Here is a 20,521-nt window from a genome sequence, read left to right as displayed (position 1 = left end):
CGACGGATCGTGCTACCAAGCCACACCACCGGTCACGGCAGCGGCTTGACATCAGCATCGGGAAGCTCCTGAAATACCTGAAGGTGCTTGCGGGGGAAGGGGGTTACGCGGTCCAGTCCAGGATGACCTTGCCGCCCTTGCCGCTCGCGGCGTCGGCGAAGGCCGCCTCGAAGTCGCGGTAGTCGTACCGGCCGGTGATCACGGGGGCGAGGTCCAGGCCGCCCTCCAGCAGCACCGACATCGCGTACCAGGTCTCGAACATCTCGCGGCCGTAGATGCCCTTGATGGTGATCATCGAGGTGACGATCCGGGCCCAGTCCACCGGGAACTCCTCGGCGGGCAGGCCGAGCATGGCGATCCGGCCGCCGTGCGTCATGTTCGCGATCATGTCGCGCATGGCCTCGGGCCGGCCGGACATCTCCAGGCCGATGTCGAAGCCCTCGCGCAGCCCCAGTTCGCGCTGTCCGTCGGCGATGGTGGACTCGGCGACGTTCAGGGCCAGGCTCACCCCTATCTTGCGGGCGATCTCCAGGCGCTCCTCGCTGACGTCGGTGACGACGACGTTGCGGGCGCCCGCGTGCCGTGCCACGGCGGCGGCCATCAGGCCGATCGGGCCCGCGCCGGTGATCAGCACGTCCTCGCCGACCAGCGGGAACGAGAGCGCGGTGTGCACGGCGTTGCCGAACGGGTCGAAGATCGCGGCGACATCGAGGTCGACGGGGACGCGGTGCACCCAGACGTTGGACGCGGGCAGGGCGACGTACTCGGCGAACGCGCCGTCGCGGCCGACGCCGAGGCCGACGGTGGCCCGGCACAGGTGGCGGCGGCCGGCCAGACAGTTGCGGCACTTGCCGCACACCAGGTGGCCCTCGCCGCTGACCCGGTCGCCGATGCGGATGTCGGTCACGTCCCGCCCGGTCTCGACGACCTGCCCGACGAACTCGTGGCCCAGCACGAGCGGGGTCCGGATCGTCTGCCGGGCCCAGCCGTCCCAGGACCGGATGTGCAGATCGGTGCCGCAGATACCGGTCCGCATGACCTTGATCAGGACGTCACCGGGGCCGATGGCGGGCTCCGGGACGTCCGTCAGCCAGAGTCCCGGCTCCGCCTTCTCCTTGACCAGCGCCTTCAACGCTACGGCTCCTGTGGGTGAGGCCCGGCCCGCGGGCACGCCGAAGGAGCCCGCACCGGGTCAGAGGGGTGGAATCACCCTGCAATCTGCCGTACCCGGGAGCCGGGGTCCATCGAGCTTTTCTTAACCGGCGCCTCAGCTTTCCTACACGCCCCCCGAAAACGCCCGTCGCGCCGCCCCCGCACGGTGTCCCGCGCGTCAGAGAGGAAGACCGTCCTGCGTACTCCGTTCGAGGCGTACGACGAGATCGGCGGCGAGCGCCTTGATGGTCTCCAGGCCCTGCCTGCCCCACGCGCGGGGCGCTGTGTCGGCCGCGCACACGGTGCCGAGCGCCATGCCGGAGCTGTCGATGAGCGGGGCGCCGAGGTAGGAGCGGATGCCGTACCCGTCGACGACCGGATTGCACGCGAAGCGCGGGTAGTCGCCGACGTCCTCCAGGACGAGAGCCTTACGGCGGACCACCACATGGGGGCAGAAACCATGGTCGCGCGGCAGCACCCGGCCGATCTCGGCCCTGGTGCCGTCGTCCCTCACGACGGGGGAAGTGGCCGGGGCGCTCAGGCCCGCGAAGAACTGGTGCTCCTCGCCGATGAAGTTGACCATCGCGTAGAGCGCGCCGGTGAGCTGCGCGAGGTGGCCGGCGAAGGCGTCGAGCGCGGGGTCGGGCCGGTCCGCCAGGCCGAGCCGGCGCAACCGGTGGACGCGGGCGGGGGCCTCCTTGTCCTCGGGGGTGAGCAGCAGACCCCGGACCGGCCGGGGCGGCTCGTAGCTCATGGCCGGGCTCCGTCGCTGTGGACGTACCTCATATAGGGGCTCCGTGGGCGGTAGGGCGGGATCACCTGTGGGCGCCGTGGCTGGGCGCGGTCGCCGGGACGTGGGCGAGGAGGTGGCGGACGAGCACGAGCAGGGTCTGGACGCCGGAGCTGGAGATCCGGGCGTCGCAGCGGACCACCGGGATCTCCGGGTCGAGGTCGATGGCGGCCCGCACCTCCTCGGGGTCGTAGCGGTGGGAGCCGTCGAACTCGTTGAGGGCGACGATGAAGGCGAGCCCGCGTTCCTCGAAGAAGTCGACGGCGGCGAAGCAGTCCTGGAGGCGCCGGGTGTCGGCGAGGATGACCGCGCCGAGCGCGCCCTCGGACAGCTCGTCCCACATGAACCAGAACCGCTCCTGCCCCGGCGTGCCGAACAGGTACAGCACATGGTGCGGATCGAGGGTGATCCGGCCGAAGTCCATGGCGACCGTGGTCTCCATCTTGTTCTCGACGCCGTCGAGACTGTCCGTGCCGACACTGACCGTGGTGAGCAGCTCCTCCGTGCTGAGCGGCGCGATCTCGCTGACGGCGCCCACGAAGGTGGTCTTGCCGACGCCGAACCCGCCCGCCACCAGGATCTTGAGCGCGGTCGGGAACGGGTCAGAGCTGTCGTCGTAGTCCATCGAGCACTGCCTCCAGCAGAGACCGGTCAGTGGGAGTGTGGTGGTAGACGGGCGGCTTGGTGGTCAGCGCGCCGCAGTCGACCAGGTCCGAGAGCAGCACCTTGGTGACCACGGCGGGCAGTTCGAGCTGGGCGGCGACCTCGGCGACCGAGACGGGCGCGCGGCACAGGTCGAGCGCCTGCGCGTGCTCGGGGCCGAGGTAGCCGAGCGGGGTGACGCCGGTGGACATCACCTGCGACATCAGGTCAAGGGCGATGCTCGGTTCGGTGCGGCCGTTGCTGACCGTGAACGGCCGCACGAGCCGTCCGGCCGCGTCGTCCAGCCAGGGCCCGTCGCCGACTGCGGCCACCCTCAGGGCCTCGTCGCCGTGGGTTCGACGGCGTGCTCCCGGGGCGCGGTGACCAGGTAGGGGCGGACGCTCTTGACCAGCATCGCCATCTCGTAGCCGAGCACCGCGGCGTCGGCCTCACGGCCCGCCAGCACGGCGAGGCAGGTGCCGGAGCCGGCGGTGGTGACGAACAGCAGGGTCGCGTCGAGTTCGACGACGACCTGGCGGACGTCCCCGCCGTCGCCGAACCGGACGCCCGCGCTGCGGCCGAGGGAGTACAGGCCGGAGGCCAGGGCCGCCATGTGGTCGGCGCTGTCGGCGTCCAGGCCGTGCACGGACTTCACCAGTCCGTCGCAGGACAGGAGCACCGCGCTGGTGGTGTGCGGTACGCGCTGCACGAGGCCGCTCAGCAGCCAGTCGAGGTCGGATGCGTGGACGGTCGGCGCATCGCTCGCCATGGTGGATCGACTCCTTGGGGTACGAGGACCAGCGGGAGCGCTGGGGGTGGGGGTACGACGTACGGGTGCGGGGGCGGAGGCGGTCATCCGGCCGGGGAGCTTCCCTCGGTCCGGCCGGTGCCGCGACCGCCGTCGCCCGCGGGCGCGTGGGCGTGCGCCTGGGGTATGGGGGCCGGGGACAGGGGGTCCGGCGCCGGGTGTTGCGGCGTGGTGGGGCCCTGGGTGGTGGGGGGCTGGGCTGTGTGGTCTGTGGACATATGGCCCGGCCCCATGTGGTGCGCACCCATGTAGCCCTGGGCCGCCTGGTCCGGGACCCGGTGATCCGAACCCGCGTAGCCCTCGGCCGGATGGTCCACGCCCATGTGGTCCGCGCCCATGTGGTCCTCACCCGTGTGGTCCTCACCCGTGTGCTTCTGGCTCGGGTGCTCCTCACCCCTGTGCTGTGCCCCCATGTCCTCCGCATCGCCGTGCTCGGGGCGTACCCGCATCGGCTCGGCCCGCTCCGGAGCGGACACCGGCAGGTGCGCGTCCGCCCTGTGTCCGGCATCCATATGGGCCGAACCCATGTGCCCGTACACCGTTTCCCTGTACGCCGACTCCTCGTACGCCGACTCCTCGTACGCCATCGTCTCGTACGCCGTCGTCTCGTACGCCGGCTCCTCGTACTCCCGCTCCCGGAACCCCGGCTCACCGACCCCCGGCTCACCGAGCTCGGGTCCCCGGGGCCCCGGCACCCGGAACTCCGGCTCCTGCTGCTCGGACTCCAGGCTCTGCTGGGCCTCGGCCAGTCCGATGCCGCGCTGGAAGGCGGCCATCAGGCCGGGGTCGTGACCGGCGACGGTGTCGCTCTCCTGACGGGGCGGCGGGCCGCCGCGCAGTTGGGGCGCGATGTGCTCCTGGGCACGCCGGCGGGGCAGTTGGGGCTTGTCCATGGTGCCGCGGACCGGGCCGACGCGCGGGGTGGGCAGGACGCCCGTGTGCGCCTCCACCGCCGCCCGGTCCTCGGCGCTGATGCCGGGCACGGCCTCGGCGGGTGTGGGCCGTGCCTCCTGGGCACCGCGCACGGGAAGCGGTTCCGGGGCGCCTCCGTGCCGCCCGCGCGCGCCGCTCTCCGTCCCACGCCGCCCCGGTCCCCGCTGGGCGTGCCTCCGCCGCCCGGTGGCCGCGGACTGCCCGCCGCCCGTCCCGGCCCCGGCCGCCTCGTCGGCCCGGTCCCCGCCGCCCGCAGTGGCGTCGCGCCCGCCGCCGGCACTCCCGACTCCAGTACCGTTCCCAGCACCTGCCGCCAGCGCCGCCCGCACGTCCTGCAACGCCCCGGCCTCCCCCGACGGCTGCGGCTGCGGCTGCGGCTGCGGTACGGCGGTCCCCGCGCCCGCGCCCGGCACGCCCGGCGCGTTACCCAGCAGGGCCTGCGGCACGACGAGGACGGCCTGCACCCCGCCGTAGATGTTGGTCTGCAACCGCACGTGGATGCTGTGCCGGCGGGCGATCTGGGAGACGACGTAGAGCCCGATACGGCCGTCGGCCAGCAGGCTCGCGACATTGACCTGGTCGGGGTCGGCGAGCACGGCGTTCATCCGCTCCTGCTCGGTGACGGGCATGCCCAGCCCGCGGTCCTCGACCTCCACGGCGAGGCCGGAGGTGACGAGGTTGGCGCGGAGCAGCACCTGGGTGTGCGGGGCGGAGAACACCGTGGCGTTCTCGATGAGTTCGGCGAGCAGGTGGATGACGTCGGCGACGGCGTGGCCGCGCAGTTCGCCGTCGATGGGCGGCACCAGTCTGACCCGGGAGTACTGCTCGACCTCGGCGATGGCGGAGCGCAGCACCTCGGTCATGCTGACGGGGTTGCTCCACTGCCGTCGGGAGACCGCGCCGCCGAGCACGGCGAGGTTCTCGGCGTGCCGGCGGATGCGGGTGGCCAGATGGTCGACGTGGAAGATCCCCTTGAGCAGATCGGGGTCCTCGATCTCGTTCTCCAGGTCGTCGAGGATCGAGATCTCCCGGTGCACCAGGGACTGGAGCCGCCGCGCGAGGTTGACGAACACCTCCAGCTTCTGCTGGCTGCCGGTCTGGCTGGAGAGCTGGGCGGCCCGTACGACGGCGGTGACGGCGCCGTCGTACGCGCGCGCCAGATCGGCGGCGAGCAGCTCGAAGTCGTCGGCGTCGGCGGGCGGCCGGCGGCGCGGGCCGTGCTGCGGCGGCTTCTCGCCCTGCCGCAGCGCGTCGACCAGGGCGTGCAGGTCGGCCTCGCCGCGCGCGGCGGTGCGGCGCAGCGCGTCGACGCGGTCGGCGACCGAGCGGGCGGCGCGGTCGGCGGCCACGGCGGCGATCAGGATGCCGGCGACCGCCACGGTGACCGAGCCGGCGAGCACGGCCCACAGGAGGGGGCCGGTGCGTGCGCCGGTGGAGCGGATGCTGAAGAGCACCGCGGCGGTGGCGCTGAACGCGACCGCGAGGGGTGGCAGGACGGCGAGCCGCATCAGCTGGGGCCGTATGTGTGTTTCGGGCAGTGCGGGAGCGGGTCGGGCGACCGGTCGCCCGTGCCGGCCGCCCTCGCGGCGATCGGCGCGGGCGGCCGGTGCTCGGAGGTGAGACATCTGCGTCCTCGTACTGGTCCGTCGGGCCTGTGTTCTCGTGCGGTGCGCGGTGCGGGCATGCGTCGATGCGGGCGTGCGTCATCGCTGCCGACCGGCGGGACCGGTGCACCCGGCCGCGCGTCGCCCGGCGGACACTCACAGTAGTTGCCTGAGCATCATGTGCGGTGGGCAGTTGACAAAGTCACCCGAGCAGCGTCCCGCTCTGGTATGAGGCGTCGTACGAAGGTCCGATGACCGCTGTTCGAGACCGGGCCGATTCGATTCGTGAGCGATCCGTCCTGGTCACAAGCGGTCAGAAACGGAACGGCCGACCGATCACCCTCCACCGCCGCACCCCCTCCGCGCGGCGCACGCGCGCGGGGACAACGCTCCCGGCGCCGCCTCCACGACGAACCCCGGAGTCCCTCCACCCAGCCACCCCACCCCCGATTCATCACTCAACGTGTTCGCTTTGGCCCTGACCGGGCCAGGGGCCGGGCGGAGGCTGGTGTGCGCAGTACGTGGGCTGCGCAGGTGTACGGCCCGGCGGCGGGAGCGAGGTCACCGTTCGGTTGTCGGACGGCCTCGACCCGCCGGCCGTCGGCGACGCGGCGGCGTTCTTCGCCGACGGCGCGGTCTACGGCGTGGGCCTCGCCGTCCGGGAGGTCGGGCGCCTGCCCGTGGACGCCGTACAGCCGCATGTGTCCCGTGCGGCGCGGACCGCCGACGCCATGCCGTTCACGGCGGTGGTGCGCGACATCCGGGACACGGACATGGTCGCGCACGCCGACCGGGCGGACGCGGTCGTGGTCGGCGTCGTCGTGGGCCCGCGGGAGGCGGACCCCCGGGCGGCAGCGGGCGACCGGGTCTCGGAGCACTCCCCCCGACTGGTGGCTCGCGCGGATCGACGTGGCGCACGTGGAGCAGGGGACGGTGGCTCCGGGTCAGATCACCGTGCTCTTCCCCGACAGCCGGGACTTCCGCTGGTACATCCTCCGGATGCGGATCCTGCGCTCGCCGGGCGTCTCCCCGACAGCGCCCATGGAACTGCTCGTCAGCCGGGACCGGGTCGACCAGCCCTGGGTCGAGGCCGGGAGCGTCCAGGTGGACGGCAGCGCCCGCGACCGCGTCTACGTCTCCGGCAACGACCTGGGGCGCCGCCCCGAGTCCGCCGCCGTGGACGTCTCCGTGACGCCCGCACGGCCCCGGCGCCCGCGGGTTCCAGCGCAACACCGTCGAACGGCGCTCCCCGTCCGGCCAGGACGGGCCGCCCGTACGCACCGCGCCGCACCCGGACGGCACGGTGTACGCCACCTTCGAGAGCTGGACGGACGCGACCTCCGCCGGGTGCGGCGTCGTGGACGTCACGTTCGACGTCGTCGTCACCCCCGACGACAAGGGCGGGTCGGCGCGAACGCCTTCCAGGACCTCAAGGACGCCGACGACTCGGCCAGCGGCCGGCGGGTGGTGACGCAGCGGTCCGAACGGTTCAACGCGGCCGTCCGTGTACCGGTAGAGCGCCATCGGCTCCACGCCCGGGTCCGCCGCCAGGCGGCACATGGTCATGGCCGCCAGCCCTTCCCGGTCCACGAGCGCGACGGCCGCGGCGAGCACCGAGGGGCGGCTCAGGCGCCGCCGCCTCTCCGGTTCGCGGAACCGGGGCCGCACGGCCCCGTCGGCTCAGGCGCCCGTGTCGCGCGCGGGTGGCTCCGCGATGAACGCCCCGACCGAGCGCCAGGTGCGCCGCACGTCCCCCGACGCGCTCCGCCACCACGCCTCGGCCGGCAGCTTGCCGGCGGCCTCGAAGGGCTCGCCCGGCCGGGGCAGGGCCACCGCCTGGCCGGCCTCCTCGGCGGCCTCCTTCGTCCACTCCCCCGGCTCGGCCCAGGGGTGCGGGGCGAGGTTGAAGGTGCCCCAGTGGATGGGCAGCAGGACGCCGTGCGGCGCGCCGCCCTGGAGGTCGAGGTGGGCGCGCAGGCCCTCCTCGGGGGTCATGTGGATGTCGGGCCAGAACTCGCTGTACGCCCCGATCTGGATCATCGTGGCGTCGAACGGGCCGTGCGCGGCGCCGATGTCCTTGAAGCCGTCGAAGTAGCCGGTGTCGCCGCTGTGGTAGATCCGGTGCTCCTCGCCGGCGACGGCCCAGGACGCCCAGAGGGTGTGCTGGGTGTTGCGCAGGCCCCGGCCGCAGAAGTGGCGGGCCGGGGTGGCGGTGAGGGTGAGGCCGCCGACCCGGGTGGACTCGTGCCAGTCCAGTTCGCGCAGCCGGTCCGAAGAGACGCCCCAGTGTTCGAGGTGGGCCCCCACGCCGAGCGGCACGGCGAACAGGGTGTCCGTGCCGGCCAGCGCCTTGATGGTGGGCAGGTCCAGGTGGTCGTAGTGGTCGTGCGAGATGACGACGGCGTCGACCGGGCCGAGGGCGGCCAGCGGCAGCGGCACCGGGTGGAGCCGCTTGGGCCCGGCGAAGGGGAACGGGGAGCAGCGCTCGCCCCAGACGGGGTCGAACAGGATCCGGTGGCCGTCGATCTCGGCGAGCACGCTGGAGTGGCCCATCCAGGTCAGCCGCAGTCCGGTGGCGGGCGGCTTGGCCAGGTCGGCGAAGGTCGTGGGGTGTACCGGGACGGTGCCCTTGGGGGCGCGCAGCGGCCGGGTGTCCCTGTCCAGGAACACCTTCGCGAGGTCCAGCGAGGAACCGGAGGGCCGGGTGCGGGCGGGGCCGCCGGGGTTCTGGAAGACGCCGTCCTTGAAATGCGGCGAGCGGCGGATGCGTGCCATGCGCTCACCCCCCGGGTCCGCTCCGAACGCAGCGGGCCGCAGCGCGCGGAGCCCGGAGCTCGCGGAACGCAGACCGGTCACGGTACCTCCCGGTGGAGTGGGTGAGGTCCCCCATTATGGTCGGCGCCGCCGGCGGCCGGGTCACGGAGGGGTGCGTCCGTCGGCTACTGACTACCCGTTCAGCGCGTTGACAGGGTCCGGACCGGCTCCGGATACTGACTCGCCGTTCAGGTGACCACCTCATCGCTCCCCCGAGGAAGCCCCTATGACCACCCCCATGACCACCCCTCTGCTGTCACTCGTCTGGACCGATCACGTCACCGGCCGCCAAGGCTTCCTGGTCGTGGACCGGCTGGTGCGGGGCGTGGCGAGCGGCGGGCTGCGGATGCGGCCCGGCTGCACGCTGGAGGAGGTGGCCGGGCTCGCCCGCGGCATGACGATGAAGGAGGCCCTGCACTACCGCCCCGAGGGCCGCTACATCCCGCTCGGCGGCGCCAAGGGCGGCATCGACTGCGACCCCCGCGACCCGGAGGCGTACGGGCTCCTCGTCCGCTATCTGCGCGCCGTGCGGCCGTACGTCGAGAGCTGCTGGACCACCGGCGAGGACCTGGGTCTCACCCAGGACCTGGTGGACCGCGCGGCGGCCGAGGCGGGCCTGGTCTCCTCGATCCAGGCGGTCTACCCGCTGCTGGACGACGAGGCGACGGCCCGCAAGCGGCTCGCGGACGCCTTCGCGGTGGAGGTGGACGGCATCGGCCTGGACGAGCTGGCGGGCGGCTGCGGGGTCGCCGAGTCGGTGCTGACGGCCCTGGACCGGGCGGCGGTGCCGTATCCGGGCACCCGGGTCGCCGTGCAGGGTCTCGGCACGATGGGCGGGGCCACCGCGCGCTTCCTCGCGCGCGCGGGCCTGACGGTCGTGGCCGTCGCCGACGTCAAGGGCACGATCGCCAACCCGGCGGGGCTCGACGTCGAGGCGCTGCTGGCGGCGCGGGACGGCTACGGCACCGTGGACCGCGGCGCGCTGCGCCCCGGCGACCGCGAACTGCCCGGCGACGCCTGGCTGTCGGCGGACGCGGAGGTGCTGGTGCCGGCCGCCGTGTCGTACGCCGTCGACCGTGCGAACCAGGAGCGCGTCCGGGCGCGTTGGATCGTCGAGGCCGCCAACATGCCCGTCGTGCCCGAGGCGGAGGCGCTGCTGACCGCGCGCGGGGTGACGGTGCTGCCGGACGTGGTGGTCAACTCCGCGACGAACGCCTGGTGGTGGTGGACCCTGTTCGGCGACATCGGCGCGGACGCCGACGAGGCGTTCGGTCACATCCGGCGCTCGATGCGCGCGCTGACCGGGCGGGTGCTGGACCGTGCGGAGGCCGACGGCACGACCCCGCGCGTGGCCGCGCACGCCCTGGTGGCCGACCGGTTGCCGGTGATCGCGGAACGGTTCGGCTGGTACCGGTGACGGGCCTGCCGCGCGACGGCTTCGGCGGCGTCGGGGTCAACGACTAGGGTGACCGCGTGGCGAGAGTGCGGTTGAGCGTGGCCGAGCGGCGGGAGGAGCTGCTGCGGGCAGCCATCGAGCAGATCGAGGCGCGGGGCGTGGCGGCGGTCAGGATCGCCGACGTGGCCGCGGCCCTGGGGGTGAGCAACGCGCTGGTGCTGTACCACTTCTCCACGAAGGAGAAGCTGGTCGCCGCCGCGTTCACCTACGCGGCCGAGGACGACCTCGCGCGCCTGCGCAAGCTGCTGGGCCGGCGGACCACCGCGCTGCGCCGGCTGCGGGCGGCGGTGCGCTGGTACGCGCCGACCGGGCAGGCCAAGGGCTGGCGGCTGTGGATCGAGGGCTGGGCCGTGTCCCTGCGCGAGCCCGCCCTGCGGGAGGTCACCCGGGAGCTGGACGCACAGTGGAAGGCGGCGATCGCGCGCGTCATCGCCGAGGGCGTGGCGGCCGGTGAGTTCGCCTGTGCGGACCCGACCGGCACGGCGCTGCGGCTGACCGCGCTGCTGGACGGGCTGGCGGTCCAGCTGACGTCGTACCCGGGCGCGGTGCCCCGGTCCCGGGCGCAGGGGTGGGTGGACGACGCCCTCGCTCGCGAACTGGGCCTGGAGCGCGAGGCGTTGGCCGACAGGCAGCGCTGACGCGCGGTCCCCCCGGAACCGCCGGCGCGACCGGACACCTCGCACCGCGGACACGGCGCCAGCGCTGCCGGGCCGCGCGGGAACGGTGCCGCGATGGACGTACGCAGCTCGACGAGCTCCGCACCCCGCCGGCCCGGCACGCCCGCCCCGACGGGACCACCGCCGTCGACGGCGTCCTGGCCTCGAAGGCCGACCGGTCGGAGCCGCCGGCGCTCTCCGTGTCCGGCACGGGCCGCGGCGGGTCAGCGGGTCAGCGGGTCAGGCCACCGAAGCGATCCGCATCTTGATGTCGTCCGGTGACAGCGTGCCCTTGGCGGTCACGTGGTCGCCCGAGGACTCGCCGCGCAGCCGGCGGCCGATCCAGGGGACCAGGTACTCCCGGGCCCACTGGACGTCGTCGCGGCGGACCTCCAGCGTGCCCCGGGGCGGCAGCGGCGGCCACGGCTGCTCCGGGTCGGCGGGGACGTCCAGGCCGAGGGCCTGTCCCGCGCGCAGCGCCACGCGTGTGTGCCCCTCGGGCGAGAGGTGCAGCCGGTCGTTGTCCCAGGCCCTGCGGTCCTGCACGGACTTGAGGGACCACAGGTCGAGGACGGGGCAGCCGTACCGGTCGGCGATGGCACGGACGTGCCCGTTGTAGGTGGCGATCTTGCCGCGGAGGTGCTTGAGGAGGGGGACGCCGCGGGTGTCGAAGCCGGTCGTCACCATCACCGTGGCGGCGGCCCCCGTCAGCCGGGCGACGGCGCGTTCGAAGCGCTCGGCCACCTCGTCGGGGTCGGTGCCGGGGCGGATGATGTCGTTGCCGCCCGCGCAGAAGGAGATCAGGTCCGGGGCCAGGCCGATGGCCTGCGGCACCTGGTCGGCCACGATCTGGTCCAGCAGCTTTCCGCGCACGGCGAGGTTGGTGTACTGGAAGTCGCCCTCGGGACGCCGGTCGGCGAGGAGCACCGCGAACCGGTCGGCCCAGCCCACGAACGCCCCGTCGGGGCCGGGGTCGCCGACGCCCTCGGTGAAGCTGTCCCCCACCGCCACGTACGACCCGATCACTGATCTGCTGTCACTCTTCGAATCGTCTGCCACGTCGGACCATGATTCACCTTCGATGTGACCTACGCGACCGTAGGCAGGACTTGACGAACGGTGAGATGAGCCACTCTTAAATAGTTCGCAAAGCCAGGAATAAAGGCTGCACGATACACCGAAGGCCGGACCCGGGGATCGCGGGTCCGGCCTCGGAAGAGTCAGATACGACGCAGCCGGATGACCGTCGCGTCCAGGTCGCCCTTGAGACCGGTGCGCAGCCCGTGGTGCAGCAGTACGGCACCTCGGTGCACCTCGCCCGTTTCACGGCATTCGTACGACGCCGTCGGGTCGAGTCCGCGCAGCCGCACCGCCGGCACCGGTTCGCCGTAGCTCTGGGCCTGTAGCCAGGCGAGGACGACGGTCTCGTCCCCGCGGACGTACTGCACGGCGCTCAGACCTCCTGCCGGAGGCCGCAGCCGGTACAGCTCTCCGTGCTGCACGAGCGGGCGGATCTCCTTGTACAGCTCCACCCACCGCCGGGCCTCGGCCAGTTCCCGCTCGCTCCACTCCGTCAGGTCGCCGCCGACCCCGAGCACGCCCGCCATGGCGCTGACGAACCGGAAGCGCAGCGAGCTGACCCGCCCGTTGAGCTGGGTGTTCGGGCTGTCGGTGACCCAGGCCGCCATCACGCGCGCGGGGTGGATCTGCGTGAAGCCGTGCTGGATGGCGAGCCGGTCCAGCGGGTCGGTGTTGTCGGAGGTCCACACCTGGTCGGTGCGGCCGAGCACGCCGAGGTCGATCCGGCCGCCGCCGCCCGAGCAGGACTCGAAGGCGACCCCGGGGTGCGCGGCCCGCAGCCGGTCCAGCAGGGCGTACAGGGCGCGGACGTGGTCCACCCACAGGCGCTGCGGGTACGGCTCCCCGGGCCAGCCGGCGTCGGTGAAGCAGCGGTTGAAGTCCCACTTCACATAGTCGATGGGGGCGCTGGACAGCAGGGTGTCCAACCGCTCCCACAGGTACTCCTGGACGTCCTCGCGCGCGAGGTTGAGAACGAGCTGATTGCGCAGTTCCGTCCGCTTCCGCCCCGGCTGGTACTGCACCCAGTCCGGGTGGGCCCGGTACAGGTCGCTGTCCGGGTTGACCATCTCGGGCTCGACCCAGATGCCGAACTGCATGCCGAGCCCGTGCACCTGGTCGGCCAGGGGCCCCAGACCGTGCGGGAAGCGGTCGGGGTTGGGCGTCCAGTCGCCGAGGCCGGCGCGGTCGCTGGTGCGGGCGCCGAACCAGCCGTCGTCCACGACGAACAGCTCGATCCCGATCTCGGCGGCCCGGCGGGCGAGCGCGAGCTGCTGCTCCTCGGAGATGTCGAAGAAGGTGGCCTCCCAGGAGTTGAACAGCACGGGCCGGTCCCGCTCGGCGTCCGGGATGACGTACGCCCGCTGGTAGGCGTGCCAGGCGCGGCTCGCGCCGCCGAAGCCGCCGTCGCTCCACAGCCCCGCGAAGACCGGGGTGGTGTACGACTCCCCGGGCGCGAGGAGCAGCAGGCCGGAGTCGTCGTAACCGGCGCCGCCGGTTATCTGCACGCGCGCGTCCGGGAGCTGGGCGACCGCGATGCGCCAGGAGCCGGACCAGCCGAGCGCGCAGCCGTAGACCTCGCCGCGCTCCTCGGTGGCGTCGGTGTCGAGGGCCACCCAGGGCAGGTGCTGGTGGCCGGTGTGGCCGCGACGGCTGCCGATGACCTTCTCACCGTAGGTGAGGGGGCCGGCGGTGAGCCGGGACTCGGCGGCCCAGCGGCCGTGCAGCTGGGACAGCCGCCAGCCCTCGCGGTCGGGCAGCGTCCAGGTCGCCGAGTCGGCCCGCAGCAGCTCCACGCGCGCGTGGCCGCCGTTCCCGACGGTCACCCAGCGCTCCACGACATCGTCGCGCATCCGGTAGTGCAGGGTGATCGCCACGCCGTCGTCGTCGAAGCGCAGCCGCAGCTCGTCGTCCTCCGTGGTGTCGTACGCCACGAAGCGCCACTCGGTGCCGCGCCGCTCCTCGGTGCGCACCGACAAGGCGGGGCGGACGAAGCGGGGGCCGCCCTCGACCGGGTACTCCTCCCGGCCGTCGAGCGGGGACTCGAAGGCCCAGTAGCCGGGCAGCGGACTCACCGCGAGCGCCTCGGCGTCGGCGAGGGCGATCCGTGGCCCCCAGTGCAGATGGAGCAGCTCGTCCGCGTCGGTGAGATGCAGGGCATAGCTGCTGCCGGGGCCCGACAGGAGCCACGTACGACCGTTTTCGGCGATGTCCAGCATCGAGAACCTCACAGGTGCCAACAGATCCGCTCAAGTGCCAACATCATCAAGGGCCGCGGACCTCTCTGACAATGCCTGTGGACAACTCATTGCCCGAGGAAATCGATGCCGTATGGTCGACGGAGCGCCCGCCGACGAGCCGCGACGGCGGGGACCGATCGGGAGGAGCCCCCGTGACGCAGCAGGTCCCGTCGATCGAGCCGGAGCTGGCCGGAGTGCGCAATTTCCGTGACGTGGGCGGGCTGCCGACCACGGACGGGCGGCGGGTGCGGTACGGCGTGCTCTTCCGCAGCGGGCACCTGGCGCACGCGACGGAGGAGGACGCGGCCTTCCTCGCCTCCCTGGGCCTGCACACGATCTTCGACTTCCGCAACGCGGCCGACCAGAAGCTGGAGGGCCCGGATGTCGAGCTGCCCGGCGTGCGGAACGTGAACCTGCCGCTGAGCGACCCGGCGGACGGCGCCGAGTTCTGGAAGATGGTCCGCGACGGCGACCTCGACCAGCTCCGCGCGATCCTGGACGACGGCAAGGGCGCGGCCCGGATGATCGCGTCCTACCGGAAGATCGTCACGGAGCGCACCGGCGAGCACACGCGCGTGCTGCACGCGCTGGCCGACGACAGCGTGCCCGCGCTGATGCACTGCGCGGCCGGCAAGGACCGCGCGGGCATCTCCATGGCGGTCACGCTCCTCGCTCTCGGGGTGGAGCGGGACGCGATCGTCGCCGACTACCTGGAGTCGGGCGCCGCGCACCGCCGCTACAAGGTCCGCCGCAGCGGCAGCGCGGACACCGCGTACACCCCCGAGGTGATGGAGCTCCTCAACCCGCTCTTCGACGCCCGCGCCGAGTACCTGGAGGCGGCCTTCGCGAGCATCGAGGAGACCTGGGGCGACATCGACGCCTACCTGGCGCGGGGCCTCGGCCTCTCCCCCGACTCGCGCGAGCGCCTGCGCGCCCGCCTGCTGGACTGACGGGCCCGCTCGGGGAGCCCGGGACAGGCGGACCGCCTCGCCCCCGGCGTCGCGCGGCAGTGCCTCGACGCGCGGGGCGGGGCCCGCCACCTTGATGGCCCCCCCCAGGTCGTAGTCGGTGCACAGCGCCCACGTGCGGTCCTCGGCCCAGAGGTCCCCGAGCACAGCCCGGCGGGCCTCGGCACCCGCCGCCTCGTCCCCTACGACCCGCTCACGCCGCGGAACCCCGACTTCGACAACCCGCACGTCCGGCCGGTTCCAGGTCTCGCGGTCCAGGCTGCCTCGGTGGGGGCGTGATCCGCGGCGGCCGGCTGTCCCCCTCCGCGCGGACGGGAAGCACCGGTGCGAGGGCAGCAGCCCCTCGGGCACCAGCGGGTCGCCGGTCCGCGCCGCGAGCTCCGCCCAACGGAGCCGCCGCCGGCCGGGCCGGGATGCCCGGCGCGGCCCGGACCGCCGCCGGTCGCCGTCCCGACGCCGCTGAGACCGAGCGCCGGCGGTCTCCTGTTCGGCGCCGCCCTCCGCCGGGCGGGCCCGGCGGTACTCGTCGTGCGTCACGTCGGCCGGGAGCCGCTCGTGCACGTGCATGGCGTCGAGCACCCGGGCCGCGTCCGGCGGTGGCATGAAGCCGGTGGCGCCGTCGTCGGCCGGCTCCCGCAGCCAGTCGGCCGTGCGGGGCGAGGCGACGGGCCGGTGGGCGGTGACCGGGTCGGATGCCTCGGGCGGCGGCGCATCCTGTCACGCGCCCCGCGGCGTCAACCCTTGCCGCCCACCGCGAACAACAGGTAGAGGAACGCGGCCAGGACGTGCCCGAGGGCGATGTAGATGATCAGCCGGATCCACAGGGCTCGGGGGAACTTCTCCTCGAAGTTGCTCATAGCAGCTCTCCGGTCAGCGGGCCCAGGCACAGCGTGGCCGTGGGGCTTTGCAGCAGGGTGTGGACGAACAGCAGCTCCACGCCGTCGTGGTCCTCGGCGGCGAGGCGGTGCGGGGTGAGCGAGTCGAAGTGCGCGCTGTCACCGGGCCCCAGCAGGTGCGCGGTGTCGCCGAGACGCAGGCGCAGGCGCCCCTTGAGGACGTAGAGCCACTCCTCGCCGGGGTGGACGCGCACGATGTCGCCCTGCGAGCCGTACGGCACCCGCACCCGAAGGGCCTGCATGCCGCGGCCGGGCGCCCCGGCCTGGACGTACGTCCAGCCGCCGGCGTGGGTCGGCTCCATGTCGGCGGCCCGCACGATCGCGTCCCGGTCGGCGACCGTCTCACCGAGGAGCTCGGAGACGGTCGTACCGTAGATACGGGCGAGCGCGAGCAGCATCGGCAGCGACGGCTGTCGCTGCCCGGTCTCCAGCCGGGAGAGGTGGGCCGGGGAGAGCCCGGCCGCGCGGGCCGCGGCCTCCAGCGTGAGGCCGGCGCGCCGGCGCAGGGCGCGGAGCTGCGGCGCGACGGCGGGCAGGCCGTCGTCCGGAGCCGGGCCCGCCGCCGGCGCGGCGTCTGAGGCGTTCATGCCTCCATTCAGCCCCAGTCTTGCCCCTGAGGCAATTTTCTTGCCTCTGAGGCAAAGACCCGGAGGGCAGCCGCGCCGGCCGGCGTCCCGTCAGCGGTTCGCCACCGCCTGTTTGATCAAGGTCTTGCCGAAGTCCCACATCAGGCCGCCACCGCTGTGCGCGTCGTCCATGACCGCGGCGAAGGCGTCCACGAACCGGTCCACGTCGGCCTCGTCGACGACCAGCGGCGGAATGAGCTTGATCACCTCCAGATGGTCACCGGAGACCTGCGTGAGGATGCGGTGCTTCTGGAGCAGCGGTACGACGACCATCTGGGCGAACAGTCCCTTGCGGGCCGCCTGGAGCATGGTCCAGCGGCTGCGCAGCTTCAGCGAGGACGGCTTGCCGAACTCGATGCCGATCATCAGACCCCGGCCCCGGACGTCGGCCAGCAGCTCGTAGGTGTCGATCAGCGCGGTGAGCCGGGACTTCAGCAGCTCGCCCGTCCGGCGCACGCCGGCGACGATCTGCTCGTTCTCCATGACCGACAGCACGGCGAGCCCGCACGCCATCGCCTGCGCGTTGGCGCCGAAGCTCGCCGAGTGCACCAGCACCCGGTCCATGGACGAGTAGACCTTCTTGAAGATCCACTCCTTGCCGAGGGTGGCGCCGACGGGCACGTAGCCGCCGGAGAGGGCCTTGGCGACGCACACCAGGTCGGGTTCGACGCCGTCCTCGTGCTGGTAGGCGTAGAAGTCGCCGGTGCGGCCGAGGCCGGTCTGCACCTCGTCGGCGATGAGCAGCGCCTTGTGCCGGTGCAGCAGCTCCTGAGCGGCCCGCAGGTAGCCGGGCGGCGCCTCGTGCACGCCCTTGCCCTGGATCGGCTCCACGATCAGCGCGGCGACGTCGCCCTTCATCAACTCCCGTGCCAGGGCGTCGAGATCGCCGAGCGGTACGGCGGTGTCGGGCAGCAGCGGGGCGAAGCCGTCGCGGAAGCCGCTCTCGCCGTTGACCGAGAGGGAGCCGGTGGTCAGGCCGTGGAAGGCGTGGTCGCAGTAGAGGACGCGCGGCTTGCCGGTGGCGTACCGGGCGAACTTCAAGGCCGTCTCGACCGCCTCGGTGCCACTGTTGCCGAAGAACACCCGGTCCAGGTGCGGGCTGTGGGCCAGCAGCCGCTCGGCGAGCAGGCCGGGCAGCGGCTGGCAGTCGAAGCGGGTGAGGTCGGCGAGGTCCAGGTCCAGGACGTCGTGCAGCGCCTTGCGGACGACCGGGTGGTGGCGGCCGAGGCCCATGACGCCGAACCCGGCCAGCATGTCCAGGTAGTCGTTGCCCTCCGCGTCGAAGAAGTGCGCTCCCTCGGCACGCTCGTAGACCTTGTCGAAGCCGATGGTGTGCAGCATGCGCGGGAGCTGCGGATTGAGGTGCTTCGCGTGCAGCTCGTAGCGTTCGGCTCCGCGCTCGGCGAGCAGGGCGCCGAGGTCGAACTCGGTGGTCATTCACTCTCCTTGACTGCGCCGCCGGCGTCCTTGACGGCAAGGCTCGCACTGATCCGCCCGGCGATCTCGACGGGCGTGAGACCGATGTCGGCCAGCACCTCGCCGCGTTTGGCGTGCGGGAGGAACTGCTCCGGGATGCCGAACCGCCGTACCGGCACGTCCACGTCGGCGTCACCGAGGGCCAGCGCCACCGCCGAACCGACGCCCGCGGCCCGGCTGTTGTCCTCGACCACGGCCACCAGCCGGTGCTCGGCCGCCAGACCCGGCAGCGCGGGGTCGACCGGCTTGACCCAGCGCGGGTCCACCACCGTGCAGCCGATGCCACGGGCCTGGAGCAGCTCGGCGGCCTGGAGGCACACGGAGGCCATCACGCCGACGGCCACCAGCAGCACCTCGGGGCGGTCGGCGCGGTGCAGGACGTCCATGCCGCCGACGTGGCCGACTGCCGGGACGGACGGGCCGACGGACTCCTTCGGGAAGCGGACCAGGGTGGGCGCGTCGTCCACGGCGACCGCCTCGCGCACCTGGGCGCGCAGCTGGTCGGCGTCGCGCGGGGCGGCGATCCTGAGCCCCGGGACGACCTGGAGGACGGACATGTCCCACATGCCGTTGTGGGAGGGCCCGTCGGTGCCGGTGACGCCGGCCCGGTCCAGGACGAAGGTGACCCCGCAACGGTGCAGGGCGACGTCCATCAACAGCTGGTCGAAGGCCCGGTTGAGGAAGGTGGCGTAGACGGCGACGACCGGGTGCAGCCCGCCGGTCGCGAGGCCGGCCGCTGAGACGGCCGCGTGCTGCTCGGCGATGCCCACGTCCCACACCCGGTCCGGGAAGCGCTCGGCGAACTTCCCGAGGCCGACCGGGTGCAGCATGGCCGCCGTGATCGCCACGACGTCCTCGCGTTCCTCGCCGATCCTCACGATCTCCTCGCCGAACACCGAGGTCCAGGAGGGGCCGCTCGCCGGGGTGAGCGGTGCGCAGGTGAGCGGGTCCATCACGCCGACGGTGTGGAAGTGGTCCTCCTCGTGCGCGAGGGCGGGCTCGTAGCCGCGGCCCTTCACGGTGAGGCAGTGCACCAGGACCGGCCCGTGGAAGCGCTTCGCGCGGCGCAGCGCGGACTCGACGGCGTTGATGTCGTGGCCGTCGATCGGGCCGAGGTACTTCAGGCCCAGGTCCTCGAACATGCCCTGCGGGGCGAAGGCGTCCTTGAAGCCCTTCTTCGCGCCGTGCAGGGACTCGTAGAGCGTGGTGCCGACGACCGGGGTGCGCTGGAGCACCCCCTTGCCCCAGGCGAGCATCTTCTCGTAACCGTCGGTGGTGCGCAGCGTGGCCAGGTGGTTGGCGAGGCCGCCGATGGTGGGGGCGTACGACCGCTCGTTGTCGTTGACGACGATGATCAGCGGCCGGTCCTTGGCCGCGGCGATGTTGTTGAGCGCTTCCCAGGCCATGCCGCCGGTCAGCGCGCCGTCGCCGATGACCGCGACCACATGGCCCTTCTCCCCCCGTACCTGGTTGGCCTTGGCGAGCCCGTCGGCCCAGCCGAGCGCGGTGGAGGCGTGGCTGTTCTCGATGACGTCGTGCTCGGACTCCTCGCGCGAGGGGTAGCCGGACAGTCCGCCCTTGCCGCGCAGCTTGGAGAAGTCCTGGCGGCCGGTCAGGAGCTTGTGCACATAGCTCTGGTGGCCGGTGTCCCACAGGATGCGGTCGACCGGTGACTCGAAGACCCGGTGGAGCGCGACGGTCAGTTCCACCACGCCCAGATTGGGGCCGAGGTGACCGCCCGTCCTCGACACCGCGTGCACCAGGAACTCACGTATCTCTTCGAACAGTTCACCGAGTTCCGCCTCGGACAGCGCCTTCAGGTCGCGTGGTCCCCGGATGTTCTCCAGAATGGTCACGCTCGGGCCCCCTCTCGGTCCGTGCCTTGCCTCAACTCAACTGTCTGCGGGGCTCGTCCGCTCGGCGAGCTTCATGGCCTCCTCGATGAGGGTCTCCACGATCTCGGACTCGGGGACGGTCTTGACGACCTCGCCCTTGACGAAGATCTGGCCCTTGCCGTTGCCCGAGGCAACTCCGAGGTCGGCCTCGCGGGCCTCGCCCGGACCGTTGACCACACACCCCATCACGGCGACCCTGAGCGGGACTTCCATGCCCTCCAGCCCCGCGGTGACCTCCTCGGCGAGCTTGTACACGTCCACCTGGGCCCGGCCGCAGGACGGACAGGAGACGATCTCCAGGCGCCGCTGCCGCAGCCCCAGCGATTCCAGGATCTGGATGCCGACCTTGACCTCCTCGGCGGGCGGCGCGCTCAGCGACACCCGGATGGTGTCCCCGATGCCCCGGGACAGCAACGCCCCGAAGGCCACCGCCGACTTGATCGTGCCCTGGAAGGCGGGACCGGCCTCGGTGACGCCCAGGTGCAGCG

At 72.9% G+C, this 20,521-nt stretch carries 16 protein-coding genes and 2 pseudogenes; 4 read left to right on the top strand and 14 right to left on the bottom strand.

Annotated elements, in window-relative coordinates:
• Nucleotides 1-103: 103 nt before the first annotated feature.
• The 7 genes and pseudogenes from tdh to IE273_RS42060 all read right to left on the bottom strand — a co-directional run bounded on the left by tdh (nucleotide 104) and on the right by IE273_RS42060 (nucleotide 8,785).
• Nucleotides 104-1,132: an L-threonine 3-dehydrogenase gene (gene tdh, locus IE273_RS42090; protein WP_014676226.1), complete on the bottom strand. Its 1,029-nt coding sequence runs from the start codon at nucleotides 1,130-1,132 to the stop codon at nucleotides 104-106.
• A gap of 198 nt (nucleotides 1,133-1,330) precedes the next feature.
• The gene (locus IE273_RS42085; protein ID WP_189820388.1) at nucleotides 1,331-1,906 is read right to left on the bottom strand and encodes a GAF domain-containing protein; all 576 of its coding nucleotides are present in this window, start codon (nucleotides 1,904-1,906) and stop codon (nucleotides 1,331-1,333) included.
• A gap of 61 nt (nucleotides 1,907-1,967) precedes the next feature.
• Nucleotides 1,968-2,567, bottom strand: a complete 600-nt coding sequence (locus IE273_RS42080) for a GTP-binding protein (protein WP_189820387.1) — start codon at nucleotides 2,565-2,567, stop codon at nucleotides 1,968-1,970.
• Nucleotides 2,545-2,916, bottom strand: a complete 372-nt coding sequence (locus IE273_RS42075) for a DUF742 domain-containing protein (RefSeq protein WP_189820386.1) — start codon at nucleotides 2,914-2,916, stop codon at nucleotides 2,545-2,547. Before IE273_RS42075 ends, IE273_RS42080 begins: the two co-directional genes overlap by 23 nt.
• A gap of 2 nt (nucleotides 2,917-2,918) precedes the next feature.
• Complete coding sequence (locus tag IE273_RS42070; protein ID WP_189820385.1) at nucleotides 2,919-3,353, bottom strand: roadblock/LC7 domain-containing protein; 435 nt, start codon at nucleotides 3,351-3,353, stop codon at nucleotides 2,919-2,921.
• Between the two features lie 83 nt (nucleotides 3,354-3,436).
• Nucleotides 3,437-5,950: pseudogene (locus IE273_RS42065) on the bottom strand (sensor histidine kinase).
• Between the two features lie 1,659 nt (nucleotides 5,951-7,609).
• Entirely contained in the window at nucleotides 7,610-8,785 is a 1,176-nt protein-coding gene (locus tag IE273_RS42060) for an MBL fold metallo-hydrolase (protein WP_189820383.1), read from the bottom strand.
• A 196-nt stretch (nucleotides 8,786-8,981) separates the two neighbouring features.
• On the opposite strand from IE273_RS42060, the gene IE273_RS42055 reads away from it, so the two are divergent.
• The 3 genes and pseudogenes from IE273_RS42055 to IE273_RS44500 all read left to right on the top strand — a co-directional run.
• Complete coding sequence (locus IE273_RS42055) at nucleotides 8,982-10,160, top strand: glutamate dehydrogenase (RefSeq protein ID WP_189820391.1); 1,179 nt, start codon at nucleotides 8,982-8,984, stop codon at nucleotides 10,158-10,160.
• A gap of 56 nt (nucleotides 10,161-10,216) precedes the next feature.
• Nucleotides 10,217-10,837 carry a TetR/AcrR family transcriptional regulator gene (locus IE273_RS42050; RefSeq protein WP_189820382.1) on the top strand — a complete coding sequence of 207 codons (621 nt, stop codon included), beginning with the start codon at nucleotides 10,217-10,219 and terminating at the stop codon, nucleotides 10,835-10,837.
• A gap of 101 nt (nucleotides 10,838-10,938) precedes the next feature.
• Nucleotides 10,939-11,067: pseudogene (locus IE273_RS44500) on the top strand (AraC family transcriptional regulator); the annotation flags it as partial.
• Between the two features lie 28 nt (nucleotides 11,068-11,095).
• On the opposite strand, the gene IE273_RS42045 reads toward IE273_RS44500, so the two are convergent.
• Together IE273_RS42045 and IE273_RS42040 are read right to left on the bottom strand one after the other, a co-directional pair.
• Complete coding sequence (locus tag IE273_RS42045; protein ID WP_189820390.1) at nucleotides 11,096-11,881, bottom strand: SGNH/GDSL hydrolase family protein; 786 nt, start codon at nucleotides 11,879-11,881, stop codon at nucleotides 11,096-11,098.
• Between the two features lie 194 nt (nucleotides 11,882-12,075).
• Nucleotides 12,076-14,151, bottom strand: a complete 2,076-nt coding sequence (locus IE273_RS42040) for an alpha-galactosidase (RefSeq protein WP_189820389.1) — start codon at nucleotides 14,149-14,151, stop codon at nucleotides 12,076-12,078.
• Between the two features lie 173 nt (nucleotides 14,152-14,324).
• Between IE273_RS42040 and IE273_RS42035 the strand changes: the two genes are divergently transcribed.
• A complete protein-coding gene (locus IE273_RS42035; protein WP_189820381.1) occupies nucleotides 14,325-15,122 on the top strand; it encodes a tyrosine-protein phosphatase in 798 nt (265 codons plus the stop codon).
• A gap of 752 nt (nucleotides 15,123-15,874) precedes the next feature.
• Here the strand turns inward: IE273_RS42035 and IE273_RS42030 are convergent.
• From IE273_RS42030 to IE273_RS42010, 5 genes are all read right to left on the bottom strand, one after another.
• The gene (locus IE273_RS42030) at nucleotides 15,875-15,997 is read right to left on the bottom strand and encodes a DUF6126 family protein (RefSeq protein ID WP_189820380.1); all 123 of its coding nucleotides are present in this window, start codon (nucleotides 15,995-15,997) and stop codon (nucleotides 15,875-15,877) included.
• Nucleotides 15,994-16,623, bottom strand: coding sequence for a helix-turn-helix domain-containing protein (locus IE273_RS42025; RefSeq protein ID WP_189820379.1), 630 nt, complete (start codon nucleotides 16,621-16,623; stop codon nucleotides 15,994-15,996). The genes IE273_RS42030 and IE273_RS42025 overlap by 4 nt, the downstream gene beginning before the upstream one ends.
• A 90-nt stretch (nucleotides 16,624-16,713) precedes the next feature.
• Nucleotides 16,714-18,099 carry an aspartate aminotransferase family protein gene (locus tag IE273_RS42020; protein ID WP_189820378.1) on the bottom strand — a complete coding sequence of 462 codons (1,386 nt, stop codon included), beginning with the start codon at nucleotides 18,097-18,099 and terminating at the stop codon, nucleotides 16,714-16,716.
• Nucleotides 18,096-19,994, bottom strand: coding sequence for a 1-deoxy-D-xylulose-5-phosphate synthase (gene dxs, locus IE273_RS42015; RefSeq protein ID WP_189820377.1), 1,899 nt, complete (start codon nucleotides 19,992-19,994; stop codon nucleotides 18,096-18,098). Before dxs ends, IE273_RS42020 begins: the two co-directional genes overlap by 4 nt.
• Before the next feature lie 36 nt (nucleotides 19,995-20,030).
• Nucleotides 20,031-20,521, bottom strand: a 491-nt coding sequence (locus tag IE273_RS42010) for a flavodoxin-dependent (E)-4-hydroxy-3-methylbut-2-enyl-diphosphate synthase (protein ID WP_189820376.1), incomplete at its 5' end; no start/stop codon positions are given.

Source organism: Streptomyces olivaceoviridis (assembly GCF_014650115.1).
Classification (GTDB): Bacteria; Actinomycetota; Actinomycetes; order Streptomycetales; family Streptomycetaceae; genus Streptomyces; species Streptomyces olivaceoviridis.
This window is presented reverse-complemented; position numbering and strand designations above follow the sequence as displayed.

Coding starts and splice junctions, on each gene's coding strand:
- IE273_RS42085 (WP_189820388.1), bottom strand. CDS start 1,906: ATGAGCTACGAGCCGCCCCGGCCGGTCCGGGGTCTGCTGCTCACCCCC.
- IE273_RS42080 (WP_189820387.1), bottom strand. CDS start 2,567: ATGGACTACGACGACAGCTCTGACCCGTTCCCGACCGCGCTCAAGATC.
- IE273_RS42070 (WP_189820385.1), bottom strand. CDS start 3,353: ATGGCGAGCGATGCGCCGACCGTCCACGCATCCGACCTCGACTGGCTG.
- IE273_RS42055 (WP_189820391.1), top strand. CDS start 8,982: ATGACCACCCCTCTGCTGTCACTCGTCTGGACCGATCACGTCACCGGC.
- IE273_RS42040 (WP_189820389.1), bottom strand. CDS start 14,151: ATGCTGGACATCGCCGAAAACGGTCGTACGTGGCTCCTGTCGGGCCCC.
- IE273_RS42030 (WP_189820380.1), bottom strand. CDS start 15,997: ATGAGCAACTTCGAGGAGAAGTTCCCCCGAGCCCTGTGGATCCGGCTG.
- IE273_RS42025 (WP_189820379.1), bottom strand. CDS start 16,623: ATGAACGCCTCAGACGCCGCGCCGGCGGCGGGCCCGGCTCCGGACGAC.
- IE273_RS42020 (WP_189820378.1), bottom strand. CDS start 18,099: ATGACCACCGAGTTCGACCTCGGCGCCCTGCTCGCCGAGCGCGGAGCC.